This window comes from Enterobacter sp. PTB, from assembly GCF_051130085.1.
GTDB classification, from domain to species: Bacteria; Pseudomonadota; Gammaproteobacteria; order Enterobacterales; family Enterobacteriaceae; genus Enterobacter; species Enterobacter ludwigii.
Genome location: NZ_JBDKEE010000024.1, coordinates 21,713 through 41,605, shown reverse-complemented (window position 1 = coordinate 41,605; position 19,893 = coordinate 21,713). Strand labels below are relative to the sequence as shown.

The 19,893-nt window shown below is 55.4% G+C and carries 19 protein-coding genes; 11 read left to right on the top strand and 8 right to left on the bottom strand.

Annotated elements, in window-relative coordinates; translation table 11 throughout:
- Nucleotides 1–188 precede the first annotated feature (188 nt).
- From speFL to kdpF, 7 genes are all read right to left on the bottom strand, one after another.
- Nucleotides 189–293, bottom strand: a complete 105-nt coding sequence (gene speFL, locus AAIR21_RS22260) for a leader peptide SpeFL (RefSeq protein WP_106503839.1) — start codon at nt 291–293, stop codon at nt 189–191.
- Between the two features lie 278 nt (nt 294–571).
- Entirely contained in the window at nt 572–1,249 is a 678-nt protein-coding gene (gene kdpE / locus AAIR21_RS22255) for a two-component system response regulator KdpE (protein WP_014169154.1), read from the bottom strand.
- Nucleotides 1,246–3,933 carry a two-component system sensor histidine kinase KdpD gene (gene kdpD, locus AAIR21_RS22250; protein ID WP_014169155.1) on the bottom strand — a complete coding sequence of 896 codons (2,688 nt, stop codon included), beginning with the start codon at nt 3,931–3,933 and terminating at the stop codon, nt 1,246–1,248. Before kdpD ends, kdpE begins: the two co-directional genes overlap by 4 nt.
- On the bottom strand, nt 3,934–4,509 hold the full coding sequence (gene kdpC, locus AAIR21_RS22245; protein WP_020884974.1) for a potassium-transporting ATPase subunit KdpC: 576 nt from the start codon (nt 4,507–4,509) through the stop codon (nt 3,934–3,936). It abuts the gene before it with no gap.
- Between the two features lie 12 nt (nt 4,510–4,521).
- The gene (gene kdpB, locus AAIR21_RS22240; RefSeq protein WP_014169157.1) at nt 4,522–6,570 is read right to left on the bottom strand and encodes a potassium-transporting ATPase subunit KdpB; all 2,049 of its coding nucleotides are present in this window, start codon (nt 6,568–6,570) and stop codon (nt 4,522–4,524) included.
- Nucleotides 6,571–6,588: 18 nt separating this feature from the next.
- Complete coding sequence (gene kdpA / locus AAIR21_RS22235) at nt 6,589–8,268, bottom strand: potassium-transporting ATPase subunit KdpA (RefSeq protein ID WP_020884973.1); 1,680 nt, start codon at nt 8,266–8,268, stop codon at nt 6,589–6,591.
- A complete protein-coding gene (gene kdpF, locus AAIR21_RS22230; RefSeq protein ID WP_015386886.1) occupies nt 8,268–8,357 on the bottom strand; it encodes a K(+)-transporting ATPase subunit F in 90 nt (29 codons plus the stop codon). Before kdpF ends, kdpA begins: the two co-directional genes overlap by 1 nt.
- A gap of 307 nt (nt 8,358–8,664) precedes the next feature.
- On the opposite strand from kdpF, the gene AAIR21_RS22225 reads away from it, so the two are divergent.
- The 7 genes from AAIR21_RS22225 (at nt 8,665) to nei (ending at nt 14,584) form a co-directional block, all read left to right on the top strand.
- Nucleotides 8,665–8,871 (top strand): YbfA family protein, encoded by a 207-nt coding sequence (locus AAIR21_RS22225; RefSeq protein WP_014883027.1) that lies wholly within the window; start codon nt 8,665–8,667, stop codon nt 8,869–8,871.
- A 412-nt stretch (nt 8,872–9,283) separates the two neighbouring features.
- The gene (gene phrB, locus AAIR21_RS22220) at nt 9,284–10,696 is read left to right on the top strand and encodes a deoxyribodipyrimidine photo-lyase (protein ID WP_183516526.1); all 1,413 of its coding nucleotides are present in this window, start codon (nt 9,284–9,286) and stop codon (nt 10,694–10,696) included.
- Nucleotides 10,697–10,706: 10 nt separating this feature from the next.
- Complete coding sequence (locus AAIR21_RS22215; protein ID WP_020884971.1) at nt 10,707–11,450, top strand: type 2 GTP cyclohydrolase I; 744 nt, start codon at nt 10,707–10,709, stop codon at nt 11,448–11,450.
- Nucleotides 11,451–11,464: 14 nt separating this feature from the next.
- Nucleotides 11,465–12,121 carry a 5-oxoprolinase subunit PxpB gene (gene pxpB / locus AAIR21_RS22210; RefSeq protein WP_014169163.1) on the top strand — a complete coding sequence of 219 codons (657 nt, stop codon included), beginning with the start codon at nt 11,465–11,467 and terminating at the stop codon, nt 12,119–12,121.
- The gene (gene pxpC / locus AAIR21_RS22205) at nt 12,115–13,047 is read left to right on the top strand and encodes a 5-oxoprolinase subunit PxpC (RefSeq protein ID WP_032677695.1); all 933 of its coding nucleotides are present in this window, start codon (nt 12,115–12,117) and stop codon (nt 13,045–13,047) included. The genes pxpB and pxpC overlap by 7 nt, the downstream gene beginning before the upstream one ends.
- A complete protein-coding gene (gene pxpA, locus AAIR21_RS22200; protein ID WP_044857125.1) occupies nt 13,034–13,771 on the top strand; it encodes a 5-oxoprolinase subunit PxpA in 738 nt (245 codons plus the stop codon). Before pxpC ends, pxpA begins: the two co-directional genes overlap by 14 nt.
- Nucleotides 13,772–13,792: 21 nt before the next feature.
- The gene (nei, locus tag AAIR21_RS22195; RefSeq protein ID WP_183516525.1) at nt 13,793–14,584 is read left to right on the top strand and encodes an endonuclease VIII; all 792 of its coding nucleotides are present in this window, start codon (nt 13,793–13,795) and stop codon (nt 14,582–14,584) included.
- Nucleotides 14,585–14,684: 100 nt separating this feature from the next.
- Here the strand turns inward: nei and AAIR21_RS22190 are convergent, their stop codons facing one another.
- Nucleotides 14,685–15,968, bottom strand: a complete 1,284-nt coding sequence (locus AAIR21_RS22190) for a citrate synthase (RefSeq protein ID WP_014169167.1) — start codon at nt 15,966–15,968, stop codon at nt 14,685–14,687.
- 641 nt (nt 15,969–16,609) lie between these two features.
- Here AAIR21_RS22190 and sdhC point away from each other — a divergent pair.
- The 4 genes from sdhC to sdhB are packed head-to-tail and all read left to right on the top strand — an operon-like array spanning nt 16,610 to nt 19,853.
- The gene (sdhC, locus tag AAIR21_RS22185; protein ID WP_025204654.1) at nt 16,610–17,014 is read left to right on the top strand and encodes a succinate dehydrogenase cytochrome b556 subunit; all 405 of its coding nucleotides are present in this window, start codon (nt 16,610–16,612) and stop codon (nt 17,012–17,014) included.
- Nucleotides 17,008–17,355: a succinate dehydrogenase membrane anchor subunit gene (gene sdhD / locus AAIR21_RS22180; protein ID WP_010428702.1), complete on the top strand. Its 348-nt coding sequence runs from the start codon at nt 17,008–17,010 to the stop codon at nt 17,353–17,355. Before sdhC ends, sdhD begins: the two co-directional genes overlap by 7 nt.
- A complete protein-coding gene (gene sdhA / locus AAIR21_RS22175; RefSeq protein ID WP_014883036.1) occupies nt 17,355–19,121 on the top strand; it encodes a succinate dehydrogenase flavoprotein subunit in 1,767 nt (588 codons plus the stop codon). The genes sdhD and sdhA overlap by 1 nt, the downstream gene beginning before the upstream one ends.
- Nucleotides 19,122–19,136: 15 nt before the next feature.
- Nucleotides 19,137–19,853, top strand: coding sequence for a succinate dehydrogenase iron-sulfur subunit SdhB (gene sdhB, locus AAIR21_RS22170; RefSeq protein WP_014169170.1), 717 nt, complete (start codon nt 19,137–19,139; stop codon nt 19,851–19,853).
- Nucleotides 19,854–19,893: the final 40 nt, after the last annotated feature.

Here is a 19,893-nt window from a genome sequence, read left to right as displayed (position 1 = left end):
GGAAAACAGCAAAAGGAGGCCGCTGATTAAAAAAATCAGTAATGCGTTTTTTGCTGAATAGAATTCAGTCCGCCCGGTCGCGGATGAGCCTGAATTAAGATGAATGAGCGCACGGGTTCACAGGCAAAGGCCTGTAAAATAGGGTGTTTCAGGATAACCTGTAAGCGGGTGCGCCAGAAGTCGAAGGACTACCGGGCATTAAAGATATGAAAGTCAAAACAGTTTCGGTGGGCAAACATCATGATATGAGTTGTCCGCCTTATATGGGGCATTAAACGATTATTGTTTTCCATGTTTCATTTCCTTTCAGTAATTGAAAGCATGGACATTTTATCCTGGAAAAAGCGATTAACTGTGAAACAGATCACCGTTAACCGATCAAATCAGAAATAAATATTCGCTTTTGATGAATATCGCAGATCAAAATGCTGATATGTTGATGTTGCGTTAACGAATTGTGTTATGAATGTGCTGAATGGACATAAATACACCAAAAAATAACCCGGAGATTATTTTCGCGCGTATTTTATAGAGGGGTGGGTGTTTATTTAAAAATAAACTGAATAGTTATTCAAAGCATGAACCGATAACCGATACCGGTTTCAGTTAATAAATGACGAGGACGCGCGGGGTCAACTTCCAGTTTTTGTCGAAGGTGTCCCATATATATGCGTAAATAGTGACTATGTTCCACGGCGTTTGGTCCCCACACCTGACTCAACAGCTGGCGCTGGGTGAGTACCTTACCGTGATTATTGAGCAAAACGGCGAGTAGCCGAAACTCGATGGGGGTGAGATGGATTTCCTCTTCACCGCGAACAATGCGCCGTGCTGCCAGATCAACCCGAATATCACCAAACGTGTATGTTGGGTCGGCAGGGGTGGTGGCGCTGTGACGACGCAGCGCGACACGAAGGCGAGCCTGCAGTTCGCCAATACCAAAAGGCTTAATCAGATAGTCATCCGCTCCGGCATCCAGCGCCGCGATTTTATCCGACTCTTCGGTACGGGCTGACAGCACCAGAATGGGCATCTGACTCCACTGTCGAACCTCACGAATAAAATCGATGCCGTCGCCATCCGGCAGGCCGAGATCGAGGATCACCAGATCAGGTTTGCGCGTGGCCGCTTCAATCAAACCCCGCTGGAGCGTGCCGGCGTCATGAACGCGCAGACCATCGCCTTCCAGCGCAGCACGCAGAAACCGGCTAATGGCGATCTCATCTTCAACAATCAGAACGTTGATCACAAATCCTCTGGTAATTCATTAAGTTCTGGCGGGGCTTCCAGAGGAAGTTTAACACAAAAACGTGCGCCGCCTTCCGGGCGATTCTCCGCCGAAATGGTACCGCCATGAACGTCAATAATCGCCTGGCAAATCGCCAGACCCAGACCCACGCCGGGAATGGCCGACTCTTTATTACCGCGGGCAAATTTCTCGAAAATAGCGAACTCCTGTCCGGCAGGGATACCCGGCCCGGTATCCCAGACGTCAAGCCGTAGCGTGTGATCTTCCACTGTGGCATCCACCCCAATCCGGGCGTTTGCTCCTGCGTATTTGCCGGCATTTTCCAGCAGATTGATCAGCACGCGTTCAAACAGCGGGCCATCAACGTGAATTAACGTCAGCGGTTCGGGCATGTTCAGCGCAATATGGCGCCCACCGAGGCCCGGCTCCAGCATTTTCAGGGCGCTACCCACCACCTCTTCGAGCGTGAGCCACTCTTTTTTGAGGTTAAATCCGCCCGACTGAATACGCGCCATATCAAGCAGATTATTTACCAGGCGTGTGGTGTTCAGCACATGCTGGCGGATCTCGCTGGCCTGCAACGCATGTTTCGAGCCTTCTGCTGCCAAATCGAGCGTCAAAATTTCTGACTGGCCAAACAGCACGGTGAGTGGGGTGCGAAGGTCGTGGGAGAGGGCGGCCAGCAATGAGTTACGAATGCTCTCGCGCTCGCTTGCCAGACGGGCCTGTTCTTCGCTGGCGGTAAGCGCCAGCCGTTCCAGCGCGCTTGCCACCAGAAGGGTAAATGTCTCCAGCAATCGCTGCTGTTCGGGGATCATCAACTGGCGCAGATTCGACGGTTCAACGATCACCAGCCCCTGATTTTTATCGGCACTGCGCAGCGGCAGAATTTGATACGGTACGCCGGGCAGGGTGTCCGTCCCTGCACCCGCAGGAAGTCCTTTATCAAAGCTCCAGCGCGCAATGGCTTCATCCCAGGGCGTCATACCTGAGGCCGAGGTCAGCGGGCGCAGTTTTCCGTGTTCGTCCGGGAGTAAAATCAGGTTGCTGGCGTGAAAGGTCGAGCGGATAAACTGCTCGCTGGTCTGCACAATATCCAGCGGCGTACGGCCAACCGCCAGCGATTTAGACATCTCATAAAGATGCCGTGTGCGCTGTTCGCGGTAGCGCGCGATACGGGCCTGATAGCGTACGCCCGCCGTCAGATTACCGATCACCAGCCCAACGGTGAGCATCACGGCAAAGGTGAGAATGTATTGCACATCCGAAACGGCGAGCGTTCCGCGGGGTGCGATAAAGAACAGATCGAAGCTGATGACGTTGATGAACGTTGCCAGTACCGAGGGCCAGCGCCCGTAAAAGAGCGCCACCACGACCACGCCGAGCAGGTAGATCATCACCAGATTGGCCGCGTCGAAGGCAATCAGCCAGTGGCTGGCAATCACGGTGATCAGCGCGCAGAGCACGACGGCGACAAGACAGCCGCGGATCTGAATTCGCCATTTATCATTAAAAGTGCGGCTGTCCGGTGCGCGGTTGGGTAAAGGGGTGGGTTTGTCATCCAGTGCGACAATCACCAGATCGAGGTCGGGGGCACGCCGGGCCAGTTTGTCAGCAAAGGATTCGCGGCTAAACCAGCGACGATGCTGACGACGGCCAATGACAATTTTCCCGAGGTTGTGCTCACGCGCGTAGCGCAGAATGGCTTTATCTTCCTGGGGATCGGAGAGGGTGGCGGTTTCTGCGCCCAGCTCCTGTGCCAGACGCAGCGAACTTAAGATCGCGCGGCGCTGGTTTTCAGGCAGCGCGTGAAGCTGCGGCGTCTCGACATAGACTGCATGCCAGACGCTGCCAAACTTAGCCGCCAGGCGCGCGGCGGTGCGGACGAGCTTTTCATTGCCGCTGCCGTGACCCACACACAGCAGAATGGCATCCCGCGTATGCCAGACGCGCTCCTGCCCTTGCAGGTCACGCCAGGCGCGCATCTGATCGTCCACGCGATCCGCCGTGCGACGCAGGGCCAGCTCGCGCAGGGCTATCAGGTTGCCTTTGCGAAAGAAATGTTCGATGGCGCGTTCGGCCTGACCTGCAATATAGACTTTTCCTTCATGCAGTCGCTGGCGCAGATCGTCTGGAGGCAGATCGACCAGCACCACTTCGTCCGCAGAGTCGAAAAAGGGATCGGGTACGGTTTCGCGAACCTGAATCCCGGTCACGCCGCTGACCACGTCGTTCAGGCTTTCGAGATGCTGAACATTTACCGTGGTGAAAACATCAATGCCTGCTTCAAGCAGTTCTTCAACGTCCTGCCAGCGTTTGGGGTGGCGCGAGCCTGAGGCATTACTGTGTGCCAGTTCGTCCATCAGGATAAGCGCGGGCCTGCGGGCGAGGGCGGCGTCGAGATCGAACTCCGTGACCAGACGCCCACGATGGCTGATACGGCGAGGCGGCTGTGTCGCCAGCCCCTTCAACAGTGCTGCCGTCTCTTTCCGGCCGTGGGTTTCCACCACGCCGATAAGAATATCGAGCCCCTGCGCCCGAAGCCGCTGGGCTTCTGTCAGCATGGCGAAGGTTTTCCCGACGCCAGCACAGGCGCCGAAGAAGATTTTCAGTTTGCCGCGATGGGCTTCAGCCGTCTGTTCGAGCAGCCTGTCCGGATCCGGGCGCATGGGCTCGTCGGTCATTTAGTTTTTCCTTAGCGCGTCCAGCGCCAGATTCAGCTCAACAATATTCACCACGGGCATGCCGATGAAGCTGACCAGCGGTTTTTGCGTATGCTCTGCGACCAGCTTGCTCACCTGTTCCACCGTCAGCTGACGGGCCGCCGCGACGCGGGGGATCTGCCATGCCACCGCCTTCGGCGTCAGGCTGTAGTCCAGCCCGCTTGCAGAGGCCGTCACCAGCTCCACAGGCACCTCCCGGCTGGCCTGTGGATTTGCGGCGCGCAGGGCGGCTACACGTTCGGCAATGGCTTTATCCAGCTCCGGGTTGCTGCCGGCCAGGTTACTGCCACCGGATGCCATCGGATTATACGGGCTTTCGGCAGTGGCGGAAGGGCGTCCCTGGAAGTAACGGGCGTCGGTAAAATTCTGTCCAATCAGACGCGAACCGCGGTTTTCACCGTTTTGCATGATCAGCGAGCCGTTGGCCTGATCCTTAAACCACCACTGCCCCAGCGCGGTGGTCACCAGCGGGTAAAGCCCGCCGGTAATAAGCGACAACAGAATAAACAGAAGTATAGCGGGACGTAACATCGTCATTTGATTCACCTTTTAAACCAGCCCAAACAGCGTCAACAACAGGTCGATAACCTTGATACCGATGAAGGGGACAATCAGCCCACCTAGCCCGTAAATCCACAGGTTGCGGCGCAGCATGGCCGCCGCGGTCAGCGGTTTGTAGCTCACCCCTTTGAGCGCCAGCGGGATCAGGAAGACAATAATCAGGGCGTTAAAAATAACCGCACTGAGAATGGCTGATGCTGGCGAGTGCAGATGCATCACGTTCAGCGCATTAAGCTGCGGATAGGTGGCTGCAAACGCCGCGGGAATGATGGCAAAGTATTTTGCGACGTCGTTGGCGATACTGAACGTTGTCAGTGAACCGCGCGTCATCAGCATCTGCTTACCGATGTGCACAACTTCAATCAGCTTGGTCGGGTTCGAGTCGAGGTCGACCATGTTGCCCGCCTCTTTCGCCGCCTGGGTACCGGAGTTCATGGCCACCGCCACGTCGGCCTGTGCAAGGGCTGGGGCATCGTTGGTGCCATCACCCGTCATCGCCACCAGGCGACCTTCCGCCTGATACTGACGAATTAACGCCAGCTTGGCTTCAGGCGTTGCCTCCGAGAGAAAATCATCCACGCCCGCTTCGGCAGCAATCGCGGCGGCGGTCAGACGGTTGTCCCCGGTGATCATCACCGTTTTGATCCCCATTTTCCGCAGCTGGGCAAAGCGCTCTTTGATCCCGCCTTTTACGATATCCTTCAGCGAAATCACCCCCAGCACATGTGCCCCTTCAGCCACCACCAGCGGCGTCGCGCCCTGACGTGCCACGCTCTCGACCAGATTGTCCACTTCTGGTGGGAAATGACCATTATTGGCTTCAATGTGGCGACGAATTGCGTCGACGGAGCCTTTACGGATCATGCGGTCCTGAATGTTGATGCCGCTCATTCGGGTTTGTGCCGTGAAGGGAACGAAAGTCGCATGGAGACTCTGAACGTCGCGCTGGCGCAGGTTAAAGCGCTGCTTGGCGAGGATCACGATACTGCGGCCTTCCGGCGTTTCATCGGCGAGGGAAGAGAGTTGCGCCGCATCCGCCAGCGTTTTTTCATCCACGCCGGGGGCAGGTAAGAACTCTGACGCCTGGCGGTTACCGAGGGTAATTGTCCCGGTTTTATCCAGCAGCAGAACGTCCACATCCCCTGCGGCCTCGACCGCACGTCCGCTGGTCGCGATGACGTTCGCGCCCAGCATACGGCTCATACCGGCCACACCGATGGCCGACAGCAGCCCCCCGATGGTGGTCGGGATCAGGCAGACCAGCAGCGCCACCAGAACGGTGGTGGTGACCGCGGTACCGCCGTAAGCGGAGAATGGCCACAACGTGGCGGTTGCCAGCAGAAAGACAATCGTCAGCGCCACCAGCAGGATGGTCAGGGCAATTTCGTTTGGTGTTTTACGACGCTGCGCGCCTTCCACCATGGCAATCATACGGTCAAGGAAGGTTTCACCCGGGTTGACGCTACACTGGATCACCAGCCAGTCGGAGAGAATGCGTGTCCCGCCCGTTACGGAGGCGAAATCACCCCCGGATTCACGTATGACGGGAGCGGATTCCCCGGTGATGGCACTTTCATCTACCGACGCGCCGCCTTCGATGACTTCACCGTCGCAGGGGATAATGTCCCCGGCTTCGACCAGCACCACGTCACCTTTACGCAGTTCATCTGCCGGGACATGGTCCATCTGGGCACCGTATTTCGGTTCGCGTAATTTGCGCGCAAAAGCGGTCTTTTTCACCCCTTTGAGGCTATTGGCCTGCGCTTTGCTGCGGCCTTCCGCCAGCGCTTCCGCAAAGTTGGCAAACAGTACGGTGAACCACAGCCACAGGCTGATAGCGCCGGTGAACATCGCATTCCCCTGCAGATGACCCGTTCCCATGGCAATCGCCAGCGCGGTGGTGAGTAAACTCCCTATCCAGACGATAAACATCACCGGGTTGTGCCACTGCACGCGCGGGCTCAACTTTTTCACCGCATCCATGAGGGCCTGTCGAACTAACGACGGTTCGAACAGGGCCATTTGTTTACGACTCATGACAAATTCTCCGCAAAATCAGCGTAAAGAGAGGTATTCCGCGACCGGGCCTAACGCGAGGGCGGGGATAAAGGTCAGGGCACCGACCAGCAGCACGGTACCGGCCAGCAGTCCGATAAACAGCGCGCCGTGGGTCGGCAACGTCCCGCTGGTGGTCGGTTGAATTTTTTTGCTCACCAGCGACCCGGCAATCGCCAGCACCGGCACAATGACCCCGAAACGGCCCACGAACATGCAGAACGCCAGCAGACAGTTCCAGAACGGTGAGTTAGCGCTTAAGCCTGCGAAGGCACTACCGTTATTGTTAGAAGCAGAAGAGACGGCATAAAGCACTTCGCTAAAGCCGTGGATGCCAGGGTTGAAGATGCCGCTGCGTCCGGCCTCCGTCATCAGTGCCAGTGCGGTACCAGCCAGCACGAGGGCAGGGGTGACCAGAATAGCCAGCGCGGTTAACTTCATTTCACGGACATCGATTTTTTTGCCCAGATATTCCGGGGTGCGACCAATCATCAGACCCGCAATGAACACCGCCAGCAGAACAAACAGCAGCATGCCGTAAAGACCCGAGCCTACGCCGCCGAATACCACTTCGCCGATCTGCATCAGCCACATCGGGATCATGCCGCCCAGTGCCGTGAAGGAGTCGTGCATAGCATTGACCGCCCCGCAGGATGCCGCCGTCGTGACCACGGCATAAAGGCTGCTGGCGAGAATGCCAAAGCGGCTCTCTTTCCCTTCCATATTCATGGTGCCGTCAGCGCCCAGCGTCAGGAAATGCGGGTTACCTTGCCATTCGGCCCACATCACCAGCGCAACACAGACGACAAAGATGAGCGACATGGTCCAGAGCAGGGTGCGACCCTGACGACGATCGTTCACCACATCGCCAAAAGCAAAGCACAGCGCTGCGGGGATCAGGAAGATCGCCAGCATTTGCACAGCGTTGGTCAGTGCCGTTGGGTTTTCAAACGGATGCGATGAGTTGGCATTGAAGAAACCGCCACCATTCGTACCGAGCATCTTAATGGCTTCCTGTGAGGCCACAGGCCCCATCGGCAGAAGCTGTTTTGCCCCTTCAAGCGAGGTATAAGGCGCGTAAGGCAGCAGGTTTTGCAGCGTACCTTGCTGAATAAAGAACAGCGCGATGAGCAGAGCAATCGGAAGTAAGACCCACAGAGTAATGCGCGTGAGATCAACCCAGGCATTGCCCAGCGTACCCATATTCTGACGTGCAAACGCACGCGTCAGCGCGAAGACAACCGCGATGCCGCTGGCTGCTGAGAGGAAATTTTGTACGGTTAATCCCACCATCTGGCTGAAGTAGCTCAGCGTGGTTTCGCCGGCGTAGGATTGCCAGTTGGTATTGGTGACAAAGCTGACGGCCGTATTAAGCGCAAGATGCCAGGACAGGCCCGGTAACTGTTGCGGGTTCAGCGGCAGGCTACCCTGCAACATCAGCATGACAAAGAGCGCGACCAGCCCAACGATATTCAGCAGCAGAATAGCGACCAGATACTGACGCCAGTTCATCTCCTGATCGCGTATTCCCAGTACGCGCCAGATCCCTTTTTCGATACTTCCCGTACCCGGTAAGGACACGTTGTTGATCAGCCGCGCGAGCCCCGTTCCCAGCGGTCTGGCAAGCACCAATAAGACCAGTAAAAAGCTGGCTATAAGTAAAAACGCCTGAGCAGCCATCAGAAGGCCTCCGCATTAATCAGGGCGTAGACCAGATAACCCAATAACAGGAACACCAGCACGATGCCGGTAATCAGACCTGCACTCACAATCCACCTCCGAGTGACATTTGTATTTGTGTTAACGGTAGGATTTATGGCGCAAAGATTTCGCAAAAATCGGCAGGGTGGGTGTAAAAAAAGTATAAAAATGGAAAAGGCACAATTTAACTGTTGGTAAGTAAATCGTTAACTTTTTTGTAACTTACTTACGGCGGAAATGTAAATATTCACTAAATGGATGAAAATAACTGGTCTGATGAGTAGTAAAATTACAAGCAAAGCGGTATTATTTTAGCCAGATCACAGATTTCAAATTTTCCGGAGCATGTTTCCGGCCAACTATAGGGGAGAAAATATGGATCTTTATAAAGCGTATCCGGCTCATATCGTTTTCATGCGTCGCACTTTCGCCGTAGTGGCTGGCGTGCTGGCCCTGCCGGTGATGCTCTTCTGGAAAGACCGCGCACGTTTTTATAGCTATTTGCACCGCGTCTGGGCCAAAACCAGCGAGAAGCCGGTGTGGATGGATCAGGCCGAGAAAGCGACCTGCGATTTTTACTGATACGAAGACGACACACAGCAATAAAAAAACCGCCTACAGCAATGTGGCGGTTTTTTTTATCCCTCAGGATCCGCGGTCCGTTGGGCCGTTTTTGGGCACCCGTCAGAGCGTGTATCCACCGACTTATCACCGGTGGTGAACGGTGGAGCGGTTAGCAGCAGGGACCGCATGATGAAACGCTCTTTTTGCATTGCGTTCATTATCGCCAGCGTACTCGTGGTAAGACGTGATGAACCGACACTGTTTATTGCTTTTACCATGATGGCGCAAGATACGTAGCGTTAAGGCCGCATCGGGCGGCCTTTTTTATTTCATCGCGTCTACACTTCATGGCAAAGTAGATAAAAGCCAGCCGCATTTTCTCTTTAGTGGCATGGCCTTACGGACATAATGGATAATTGCCAGGAGTTTTATGCCCACCCATCTGGTTTGGTTTCGCGCGGATCTGCGCGTACATGACAATCTCGCCCTTGCGGCTGCCTGCCGCTCCCCGGAAGCCCGCGTGCTGGCGGTGTTTATCGCCACCCCCGGGCAGTGGCAGCAGCATGCTATGGCACCACGCCAGGCGGCTTACCTCAGCTCACATCTGAATGGCTTGCAGTGTTCGCTTGCCGAAAAAGGGATCCCGCTCATTTATAAAGAGGTCAGTGACTTCTCCGCACAATGCCAGGCCGTGCAGGCGATCTGTGAGCAGTACGCTGTCACCCACCTTTTTTACAACTATCAGTACGAATTCAATGAACGTCAGCGGGATCGTCAGCTGGAGAAAATCCTGCAGGATGTAGAGTGTCAGGGTTTTGATGACAGCGTCATGCTGCCGCCGGGCAGTGTCATGACCGGCAACCACGAGATGTATAAAGTCTTTACGCCGTTTAAAAATGCCTTCATTAAAAGACTGAAGGAGGCGCTGCCGGAATGTGTGGCTGCACCCACCGTGAGGGGAGAGGCCATAACGGAGATACCCGAGCGGGAGTTTGACTATCCGCAACAGGCGTTTGATGAGACTCTGTTCCCGGCTACCGAAAAAAACGCTATCGCGAAGCTGCGCCAGTTTTGTAAAGCGGGCGCAGGCGATTACGACGCGCGCAGGGATTTTCCCGCGACAGAGGGCACCAGCCGTTTATCGGCCTGTCTGGCGCTGGGCGTGCTCTCTCCGCGCCAGTGTCTGCATCGTCTTCTGGCGGAACAACCGCAGGCACTGGACGGGGGCCCCGGCTCCGTCTGGCTTAACGAACTTATCTGGCGCGAGTTTTATCGCCATTTGATGACGTATCACCCTGATTTATGTAAGCATCGTCCGTTTATACCCTGGACTGATAACGTAAACTGGCAACACAACGAGAGCCACTTACAGGCCTGGCAGAAAGGCGAAACGGGCTTCCCGATTGTTGATGCCGCGATGCGCCAGCTCAATGAAACCGGATGGATGCACAACCGGCTGCGAATGATTACCGCCAGCTTCCTGGTGAAAGATCTGCTTATCGACTGGCGTGTCGGGGAGCGGTATTTTATTTCTCAGCTGATCGATGGCGATCTGGCGGCGAATAACGGCGGCTGGCAGTGGGCGGCGTCCACTGGAACCGACGCCGCGCCCTATTTCCGTATTTTTAATCCTGCCACGCAGGGACAAAAATTTGATGCAGACGGCGAGTTTATCCGCCGCTGGTTGCCCGCGCTGAGCAGTGTCCCTGCAAAAGCGATCCACGACCCGTGGGCATGGGCGGATAAACAGGGCGTGAAGCTCGATTATCCCCGTCCGATTGTTGACCATAAACAGGCGCGTGTCGCCACGCTGGCGGCGTACGAGGCCGCCCGCAAAGCTTAAGAGAGTGATGATGAAAAACAGCGAACTGGAAAGCCTGATTAACGAAAAACTGAACAGCGCCTCCTTCAGCGATTACGGCCCGAACGGCCTCCAGGTTGAAGGACGCGAAACGGTGCAGAAAATTATCACTGGCGTGACGGCAAGCCAGGCGCTGCTGGACGAAGCTGTCCGTCAGGAAGCGGATGCCGTTATTGTCCATCACGGTTATTTCTGGAAAAACGAAGCACCGATCATTCGCGGTATGAAGCGAAACCGCCTGAAAACGCTGCTGGCAAATGATATCAACCTGTACGGTTACCATCTGCCGCTGGATGCGCACCCGGAGCTGGGCAATAACGTACAGCTCGCGCAGCTGTTGGGGATTACCGTCATGGGTGAAATTGAGCCGCTGGTGCCCTGGGGAGAGCTGGCCATGCCGGTGCCCGGCCTGGAGCTGGCTTCCTGGATTGAAGCGCGTCTGGGACGCCGTCCGCTCTGGTGCGGTGACACCGGTCCGGATACGGTGAAGCGGGTTGCCTGGTGTACTGGTGGTGGTCAGGGTTTTATTGATAGCGCGGCACGCTTTGGTGTCGACGCCTTCATCACTGGAGAAGTGTCCGAGCAGACCGTCCATTCGGCGCGTGAGCAAGGTCTGCATTTTTATGCGGCAGGTCACCATGCCACCGAGCGTGGCGGAATTCGCGCCCTCAGTGAATGGCTGACCGAAAATACCGATCTGGATGTCACGTTTATTGATATCCCTAACCCGGCCTGATGAGAGGTATCTGAGTGCAGCGAGCGCGTTGTTATCTTCTGGGCGAAACGGCAGTGGTTCTGGAGCTGGAACCGCCAGTGACCCTTGCCACGCAAAAGCGTATCTGGCGGCTAACGCAGCGCCTGGCCGATGTGCCGGAAGTGGTTGAAGCGATTCCGGGTATGAATAACATCACCGTGGTGCTGCGTAATCCGCATACGCTGGCGCTGGATGCTATTGAACGTTTGCAGCGCTGGTGGGAAGAGAGCGAGGCGCTGGAGCCGGATTCCCGGACAATTGAGATCCCGGTGGTGTATGGCGGCGAGCATGGACCCGATCTTGGCGTGGTGGCGGAACACTGCGGATTAACGGAAAAGCAGGTGGTTGAATTGCACGCCTGCGTTGATTACGTGGTCTGGTTCTTAGGTTTCCAGCCGGGCTTCCCCTATCTGGGGGGGCTCTCACCGCAGTTGCATACGCCGCGTCGCGCCGAACCCCGCCTGAGCGTGCCGGCGGGCACGGTGGCTATCGGTGGTGAACAGACCGGCATTTATCCTCTGACGTCACCGGGTGGCTGGCAGCTTATCGGGCATACGTCCAGGCCGTTATTTGAACCAGGGCAGGAGGTTCCCATACTCCTCCGTCCCGGCGATACCCTGCGCTTTATCCCGCAGAAGGAGGGGGTATGTTAACGCTGATTCGCGCCGGGCTTTACACGTCCGTACAGGATGCCGGCCGCTTTGGCATGCGCCAGTCGGGCGTGAGCTACTGTGGGGCGCTGGACAGGCCTGCGCTGGAGATTGCAAACGTGTTGGTGGGCAACCCTGGCAGCACGGCGGCACTCGAAATTACGCTTGGCCAGTGTGTGATTGAATTCGGCGAGGAAACCTGGTTTGCCTTAACCGGGGCCGCCTGTGACGCCGAGCTGGATGGCAAAGCGGTCTGGACAGGCTGGCGGCTGCGGGCGAAAGCCGGGCAGCGTCTGACCCTTAAACGTCCTGTGCACGGCGTGCGAAGCTATCTTGCGGTCGCAGGAGGGATTGATGTGCCAGAAGTGCTGGGTTCATCCAGTACCGATCAGAAAGCCGGCATTGGCGGTCATGAAGGGCGCCTGCTGCGTGACGGCGATCGTCTGGCGGTTAAACCCTCAACGCGCCACTTCTCGACGGCCCAGGGGGTAAAACAGCTGTTATGGACCAACCAGATCCGTGCCTTACCGGGGCCGGAATATCAGGAGTTCGATGAAGTCGCTCAGGAGACGTTCTGGCGTTCGCCGTGGAAGATCAGCCCGCAAAGTAACCGTATGGGATACCGCCTTCAGGGGCAGCCATTGACCCGTACGACAGATCGGGAATTGCTCTCACACGGTTTATTACCTGGTGTCATTCAGGTACCGGGTAACGGTCAGCCGATCGTGCTGATGAACGATGCGCAAACCACGGGGGGATACCCGCGTATTGCCTGCATCATTGAAGCAGATCGCTACCATCTGGCGCAAATTCCTCTCGGACAGCCGATTCATTTTGTGCAATGTTCGCTGGAGGAGGCGCTGAAGGCACGCCAGGATCAGCAGCGTTATCTGGAACAACTGGCATGGAGGCTCGATGGCAAAGATTGATTTAAACGCCGATCTGGGTGAGGGCGGAAGTGCCGATGCTGAACTGATGACGCTGGTCTCTTCGGTCAATATTGCCTGCGGGTTTCACGCGGGTGACGCGCAAACCATGCTGGTCAGCGTGCGTAATGCGATTAAGCACGGCGTGGCGATAGGGGCACATCCCAGTTTTCCTGACAGGGATAATTTTGGCCGCACGGCAATGGATCTCCCTCCTGAGACGGTGTATGCCCAGACGCTCTATCAAACGGGCGCGCTGGAGGCGATTGTGCGTTCCCAGCAGGGCGTGCTGCGCCATGTGAAACCCCACGGCATGCTCTACAATCAGGCGGCCAAAGATCCGGCTCTCGCGGATGCCATTGCCCGCGCGGTGCGGGACTGCAACCCGCAGCTCATCCTGGTGGGGCTGGCGGGGAGCGAGCTTATTCGCGCGGGACAGCGGCTGGGGTTAACCACCCGTCAGGAAGTTTTTGCTGACAGAGGGTACCAGCCGGATGGCAGCCTGGTTCCCCGTTCACTGCCCGGTGCGCTTATTACCGATGAATCACAGGCGCTGGCGCAAACGCTGGCGATGGTGTGTGAGGGGTCGGTAAAGGCAATTGATGGTTCAACGGCCAGAGTCCAGGCGGATACGGTGTGTTTACACGGCGATGGTGAGCATGCGCTGCAGTTTGCACGCCGCTTACGGACGGCCTTTGCGGAGCAGGGTATTCTCGTGAGTGCATGACATAACGATAAGGACAGAAAAATGCCTGAAGGCCCGGAGATCCGCCGTGCAGCGGATAGCCTCGAGGCGGCGATAAAGGGCAAACCGCTGACGGATGTCTGGTTTGCTTTTCCTCAACTGAAACCGTTTGAAGCCCAGCTGGTGGGGCAGACGGTGACGCACATTGAAACGCGCGGCAAAGCGCTGCTCACGCATTTCTCCCATAACCTGACGTTATATAGCCATAATCAGCTGTACGGCGTTTGGCGCGTGGTGAAGGCAAACGAGCAGCCGCAAACTACCCGCGTGCTGCGCGTCAGGCTCCAGACGGCAGACAACGCGATTCTGCTCTACAGCGCATCCGATATCGAAATGTTAACGCCAGAGCAGCTGCTCACTCATCCATTCCTGCAGCGCGTCGGGCCGGATGTGCTGGATATGAGCCTGACCCCGTGCGAGGTGAAAACCCGTCTGGTGTCACCTCGGTTTCGTAACCGACAGTTTTCCGGATTGTTGCTCGATCAGGCGTTTCTGGCTGGATTAGGAAATTACCTGCGGGTGGAAATCCTCTGGGAAGTGGGCCTGGCGGCGCAGCATAAGGCATCGCAACTCAGTGATGAACAGCTGGAGGCGTTATCCCACGCACTGCTGGATATCCCGCGCCTGTCCTACAACACGCGTGGCGTGGTGGATGACAACAAGCACCATGGGGCATTGTTCCGCTTTAAGGTGTTTCATCGTGAAGGGAAGGCGTGTGAGCGGTGCGGCGGGTTAATTGCGAAAACCACGCTGTCATCGAGACCGTTTTACTGGTGTCCGCACTGCCAGAAGTAAAATGAAAACGGTAACCCAGGGGGTTACCGTTTTTAATGTCTTCACTCTCTCGGAGTAAGAGAGGGATGGGGTGAGGACATCAGGCCACACCCCGTTAACATCAGCGTTTGATGTCAGACTTAAAATCACGCTGCTCGTAGCCAGTATACAGCTGACGAGGACGGGCGATTTTCATGCCTTCGCTGTGCATTTCGTTCCAGTGCGCAATCCAGCCAACGGTACGTGCCATGGCGAAGATCACGGTGAACATGGAAGACGGAATGCCCATCGCTTTCAGAATAATGCCAGAGTAGAAATCGACGTTCGGGTAGAGTTTCTTCTCGATGAAGTACGGGTCGTTCAGCGCGATGTGCTCAAGCTCCATCGCCACTTCCAGCAGGTCGTCTTTTGTACCCAGCTCTTTCAGCACTTCGTGGCATGTTTCACGCATAACGGTAGCGCGTGGGTCGTAGTTTTTGTACACACGGTGACCGAAGCCCATCAGACGGAAGGAGTCATTCTTGTCTTTCGCGCGACGCACGAATTCAGGAATGTGCTCAACGGAGCTGATCTCTTCCAGCATCTTCAGTGCCGCTTCGTTCGCGCCGCCGTGCGCCGGTCCCCACAGGGAGGCGATACCCGCAGCGATACAGGCGAACGGGTTCGCGCCTGAAGAGCCTGCGGTACGGACGGTGGAGGTGGAGGCGTTCTGTTCGTGGTCGGCGTGCAGGATCAGAATACGGTCCATCGCACGTTCCAGTACCGGATTCACTTCGTACTCTTCACACGGTGTGGAGAACATCATGCGTAGGAAGTTACCGGCGTAGGAGAGGTCGTTACGTGGATAAACAAACGGCTGGCCGATGGAGTATTTGTAACACATCGCTGCCATTGTCGGCATTTTGGACAGCAGGCGGAACGCCGCGATATCGCGGTGACGTGGATTATTCACGTCCAGCGAGTCGTGGTAGAACGCTGCCAGCGCACCGGTAATACCGCACATCACCGCCATTGGGTGAGAATCACGACGGAAAGCATGGAACAGACGGGTGATCTGCTCATGAATCATGGTGTGACGGGTGACGGTGGTTTTGAATTCATCGTATTGTGCCTGCGTCGGTTTTTCGCCGTTCAGCAGGATGTAGCACACTTCCAGATAGTTGGATTCGGTGGCTAACTGATCGATGGGGAAGCCGCGATGGAGCAGGATACCTTCGTCACCATCAATGAAGGTGATTTTGGATTCGCAAGATGCGGTAGAGGTAAATCCAGGGTCGAAGGTGAATACACCTTTAGAACCCAGCGTACGGATATCAATAACATCCTGACCGAGCGTGCCTTTTAGCACATCCAGTTCAACAGCAGTGTCACCATTTAGGGTGAGCGTTGCCTTTGTATCAGCCATTTACGGTCTCCTTAGCGCCTTATTGCTTAAGACTGCCAATTACCGGATTTGCATTCTGCTGATTTCTCACCGTTACCAGTTTGTTATTTGGCTTACCGCTCAGCTCACGAGGAGAAACCAGGGTACAGAGCTATGGCGCCTTGCAGGTAAAAACATGAAAAATCAGTGAAACAACAGCAAATCAGTGTCTTCGCAGTCCGAATTATTCAAACCTGTATATCACTAATAACTGTCCTGATAACTTCGGTCAATACCATCACACTGTTACATAACTATTTGTCAGGTGAAAGTGAGACCTCATAACTTTTGCGCATTATATGCCTTTTCTGATGACGTTTGTAACAATATTGTTTAACATTTGTCAAATCAGATGATTAAAAATTAAAAAGATGTTGTTATCGTGACCCTGATCACTGTTCCAGAGAAAACCCGACAAACTGTATGTAGGTTAATTGTAATGATTTTGTGAACGGCCTATACTGCCGCCAGGTCTCCGGAACACCCTGCAATCCCGAGCCACCCAGCGTTGTAACGTGTCGTTTTAGCATTTGGAAGCAATGTTTTGCATGACGCGCAGTTATAGAAAAGGAACGCTGTCTGACCCGCATCGCAGTCCGGAGGAAGGAAACAATAAGAACAGCATGTGGGCGTTATTCATGATAAGAAATGTGAAAAAACAAAGACCTGTCAATCTGGATCTCAAAACGATCCGGTTCCCTGTAACAGCAATAGCGTCCATTCTGCACCGCGTTTCTGGTGTGATTACGTTTGTGGCGGTCGGCATTCTGCTGTGGTTACTGGGTACCAGCCTCTCTTCTCCTGAAGGATTCCTCCAGGCCTCTGCCATCATGAACAGCTTCTTCGTGAAATTTATCATGTGGGGCATTCTGACTGCGCTGGCGTACCACGTTGTCGTGGGCATTCGCCATATGCTGATGGACTTTGGCTACCTGGAAGAGACTTTCGAAGCCGGTAAACGCTCCGCTAATATTTCATTTGTATTGACTGTCGTGCTTTCACTTCTCGCAGGAGTTCTCGTATGGTAAGCAACGCCTCCGCATTAGGACGCAACGGCGTACATGACTTCATTCTGGTCCGTGCTACCGCCATCGTTCTCACCCTTTATATCATCTATATGATTGGTTTCTTCGCGACCAGCGGCACGCTGACGTGGGAAATCTGGAGTGGGTTCTTCGGATCTGCCTTCACCAAAGTGTTCACCCTGCTGGCTCTGTTCTCCATCCTTATTCATGCCTGGATTGGTATGTGGCAGGTGTTGACCGATTACGTTAAACCACTGGCGATTCGCCTTCCTCTGCAGCTGGTCATTGTCGTTGCACTGGTGGTTTACGTTATTTATGGATTCGTTGTGGTGTGGGGTGTGTAATGAAACTGCCAGTCAGAGAATTTGATGCTGTTGTGATTGGTGCTGGTGGCGCAGGTATGCGCGCAGCACTGCAAATTTCCCAGAGCGGCCAGACCTGTGCGCTGCTCTCTAAAGTCTTCCCGACCCGTTCCCACACTGTCTCCGCGCAGGGCGGTATTACCGTTGCGCTGGGCAATTCCCATGAAGATAACTGGGAATGGCACATGTATGACACGGTCAAAGGTTCCGACTACATCGGCGACCAGGATGCTATCGAATATATGTGTAAGACTGGCCCGGAAGCGATTCTGGAGCTGGACCACATGGGTCTGCCGTTCTCCCGTCTGGAAAATGGCACCATTTATCAGCGTCCGTTTGGCGGCCAGTCGAAAAACTTCGGCGGCGAGCAGGCGGCACGTACCGCAGCTGCGGCTGACCGTACCGGTCACGCACTGCTGCACACGCTCTATCAACAGAACCTGAAAAACCACACGACTATTTTCTCCGAGTGGTACGCGCTGGATCTGGTGAAAAACGCCGATGGCGCCGTTGTGGGGTGTACTGCGCTGTGTATTGAAACCGGTGAAGTGGTCTACTTCAAAGCGCGTGCTACCGTGCTGGCGACCGGCGGTGCAGGCCGTATTTATCAATCTACCACCAACGCCCATATCAACACCGGTGACGGCGTAGGTATGGCTATCCGCGCCGGCGTACCGGTGCAGGATATGGAAATGTGGCAGTTCCACCCAACCGGCATCGCCGGTGCCGGCGTGCTGGTAACAGAAGGCTGCCGTGGTGAAGGGGGTTACCTGCTGAACAAACACGGCGAGCGCTTCATGGAGCGTTATGCCCCGAATGCGAAAGACCTGGCGGGTCGTGACGTGGTGGCGCGTTCCATCATGATCGAAATCCGTGAAGGCCGCGGCTGTGACGGCCCATGGGGTCCACACGCGAAGCTGAAACTCGACCATCTGGGTAAAGAGGTTCTGGAATCACGTCTGCCAGGCATTCTGGAGCTGTCTCGTACCTTCGCGCACGTCGATCCAGTGAAAGAGCCCATCCCGGTAATCCCAACCTGTCACTACATGATGGGCGGTATTCCGACCAAAGTGACTGGCCAGGCGCTGACCGTGAACGAGCAGGGTGAAGACGTTGTTATCCCGGGCCTGTTTGCCGTCGGTGAAATTGCCTGCGTATCCGTACACGGTGCAAACCGTCTGGGCGGGAACTCCCTGCTTGACCTGGTGGTATTTGGTCGTGCGGTGGGGCTGCATCTGCAAGAGTCTATTGCCGAGCAGGGTGCGCTGCGTGATGCCACCGACGATGAAATTGATGCGTCGCTTGAGCGTCTGAACCGCTGGAACGGCAACCGTAATGGTGAAGATCCGGTGGAAATCCGCAAAGCGCTGCAGGAATGTATGCAGCACAACTTCTCGGTATTCCGTGAAGGGGATGCGATGGCCAAAGGTCTTGAGCAGCTGAAAGCGATCCGCGAGCGTCTGAAAAATGCCCGTCTGGACGACACATCCAGCGAGTTCAATACCCAGCGCGTTGAGTGTCTGGAGCTGGATAACCTGATGGAAACGGCGTTCGCTACTGCGATGTCGGCAAACTTCCGTACCGAGAGCCGTGGCGCGCATAGCCGCTTCGACTTCCCGGATCGTGACGATGAAAACTGGCTGTGCCATTCCCTGTATCTGCCAGAGTCGGAATCCATGACGCGTCGTAGCGTCAATATGGAACCGAAACTGCGTCCGGCGTTCCCGCCGAAGATTCGTACTTACTAATGCGGAGACAGGATAATGAAACTCGAATTCTCAGTTTATCGTTATAACCCGGATGTAGATGATGCTCCGCGTATGCAGGATTACACCCTGGAAGCGGAAGAAGGCCGTGACATGATGTTGCTGGATGCCTTAATCCAGCTGAAAGAAAAAGATCCGACACTGTCGTTCCGTCGCTCATGCCGTGAAGGCGTTTGTGGCTCTGACGGTGTGAACATGAACGGTAAAAATGGTCTGGCCTGCATCACGCCAATTTCAGCGTTGCAGCGCGCGGGTCAGAAAATTGTTATCCGTCCTTTGCCAGGTCTGCCAGTCGTTCGCGATTTGGTGGTAGACATGGGGCAATTCTATGCTCAATATGAGAAGATTAAGCCTTACTTATTGAATAATGGGCAAAATCCACCGGCTCGTGAGCACTTACAGTCTCCTGAGCAGCGTGAAAAACTCGACGGTTTGTACGAGTGTATTCTCTGTGCATGTTGCTCGACCTCTTGCCCGTCGTTCTGGTGGAACCCGGACAAGTTTATCGGCCCGGCCGGTCTGCTGGCTGCCTATCGCTTCCTGATCGATAGCCGCGACACCGAAACCGACAGTCGTCTGGAAGGACTGAGTGATGCTTTCAGCGTATTCCGCTGCCATAGCATCATGAACTGCGTCAGTGTATGTCCTAAGGGGCTGAACCCGACGCGCGCCATCGGCCATATTAAGTCGATGCTGCTGCAGCGCAGTGCATAAGTAACAGGAGGGGAGCGTTGTTCCCCTCACCCTGACCCTC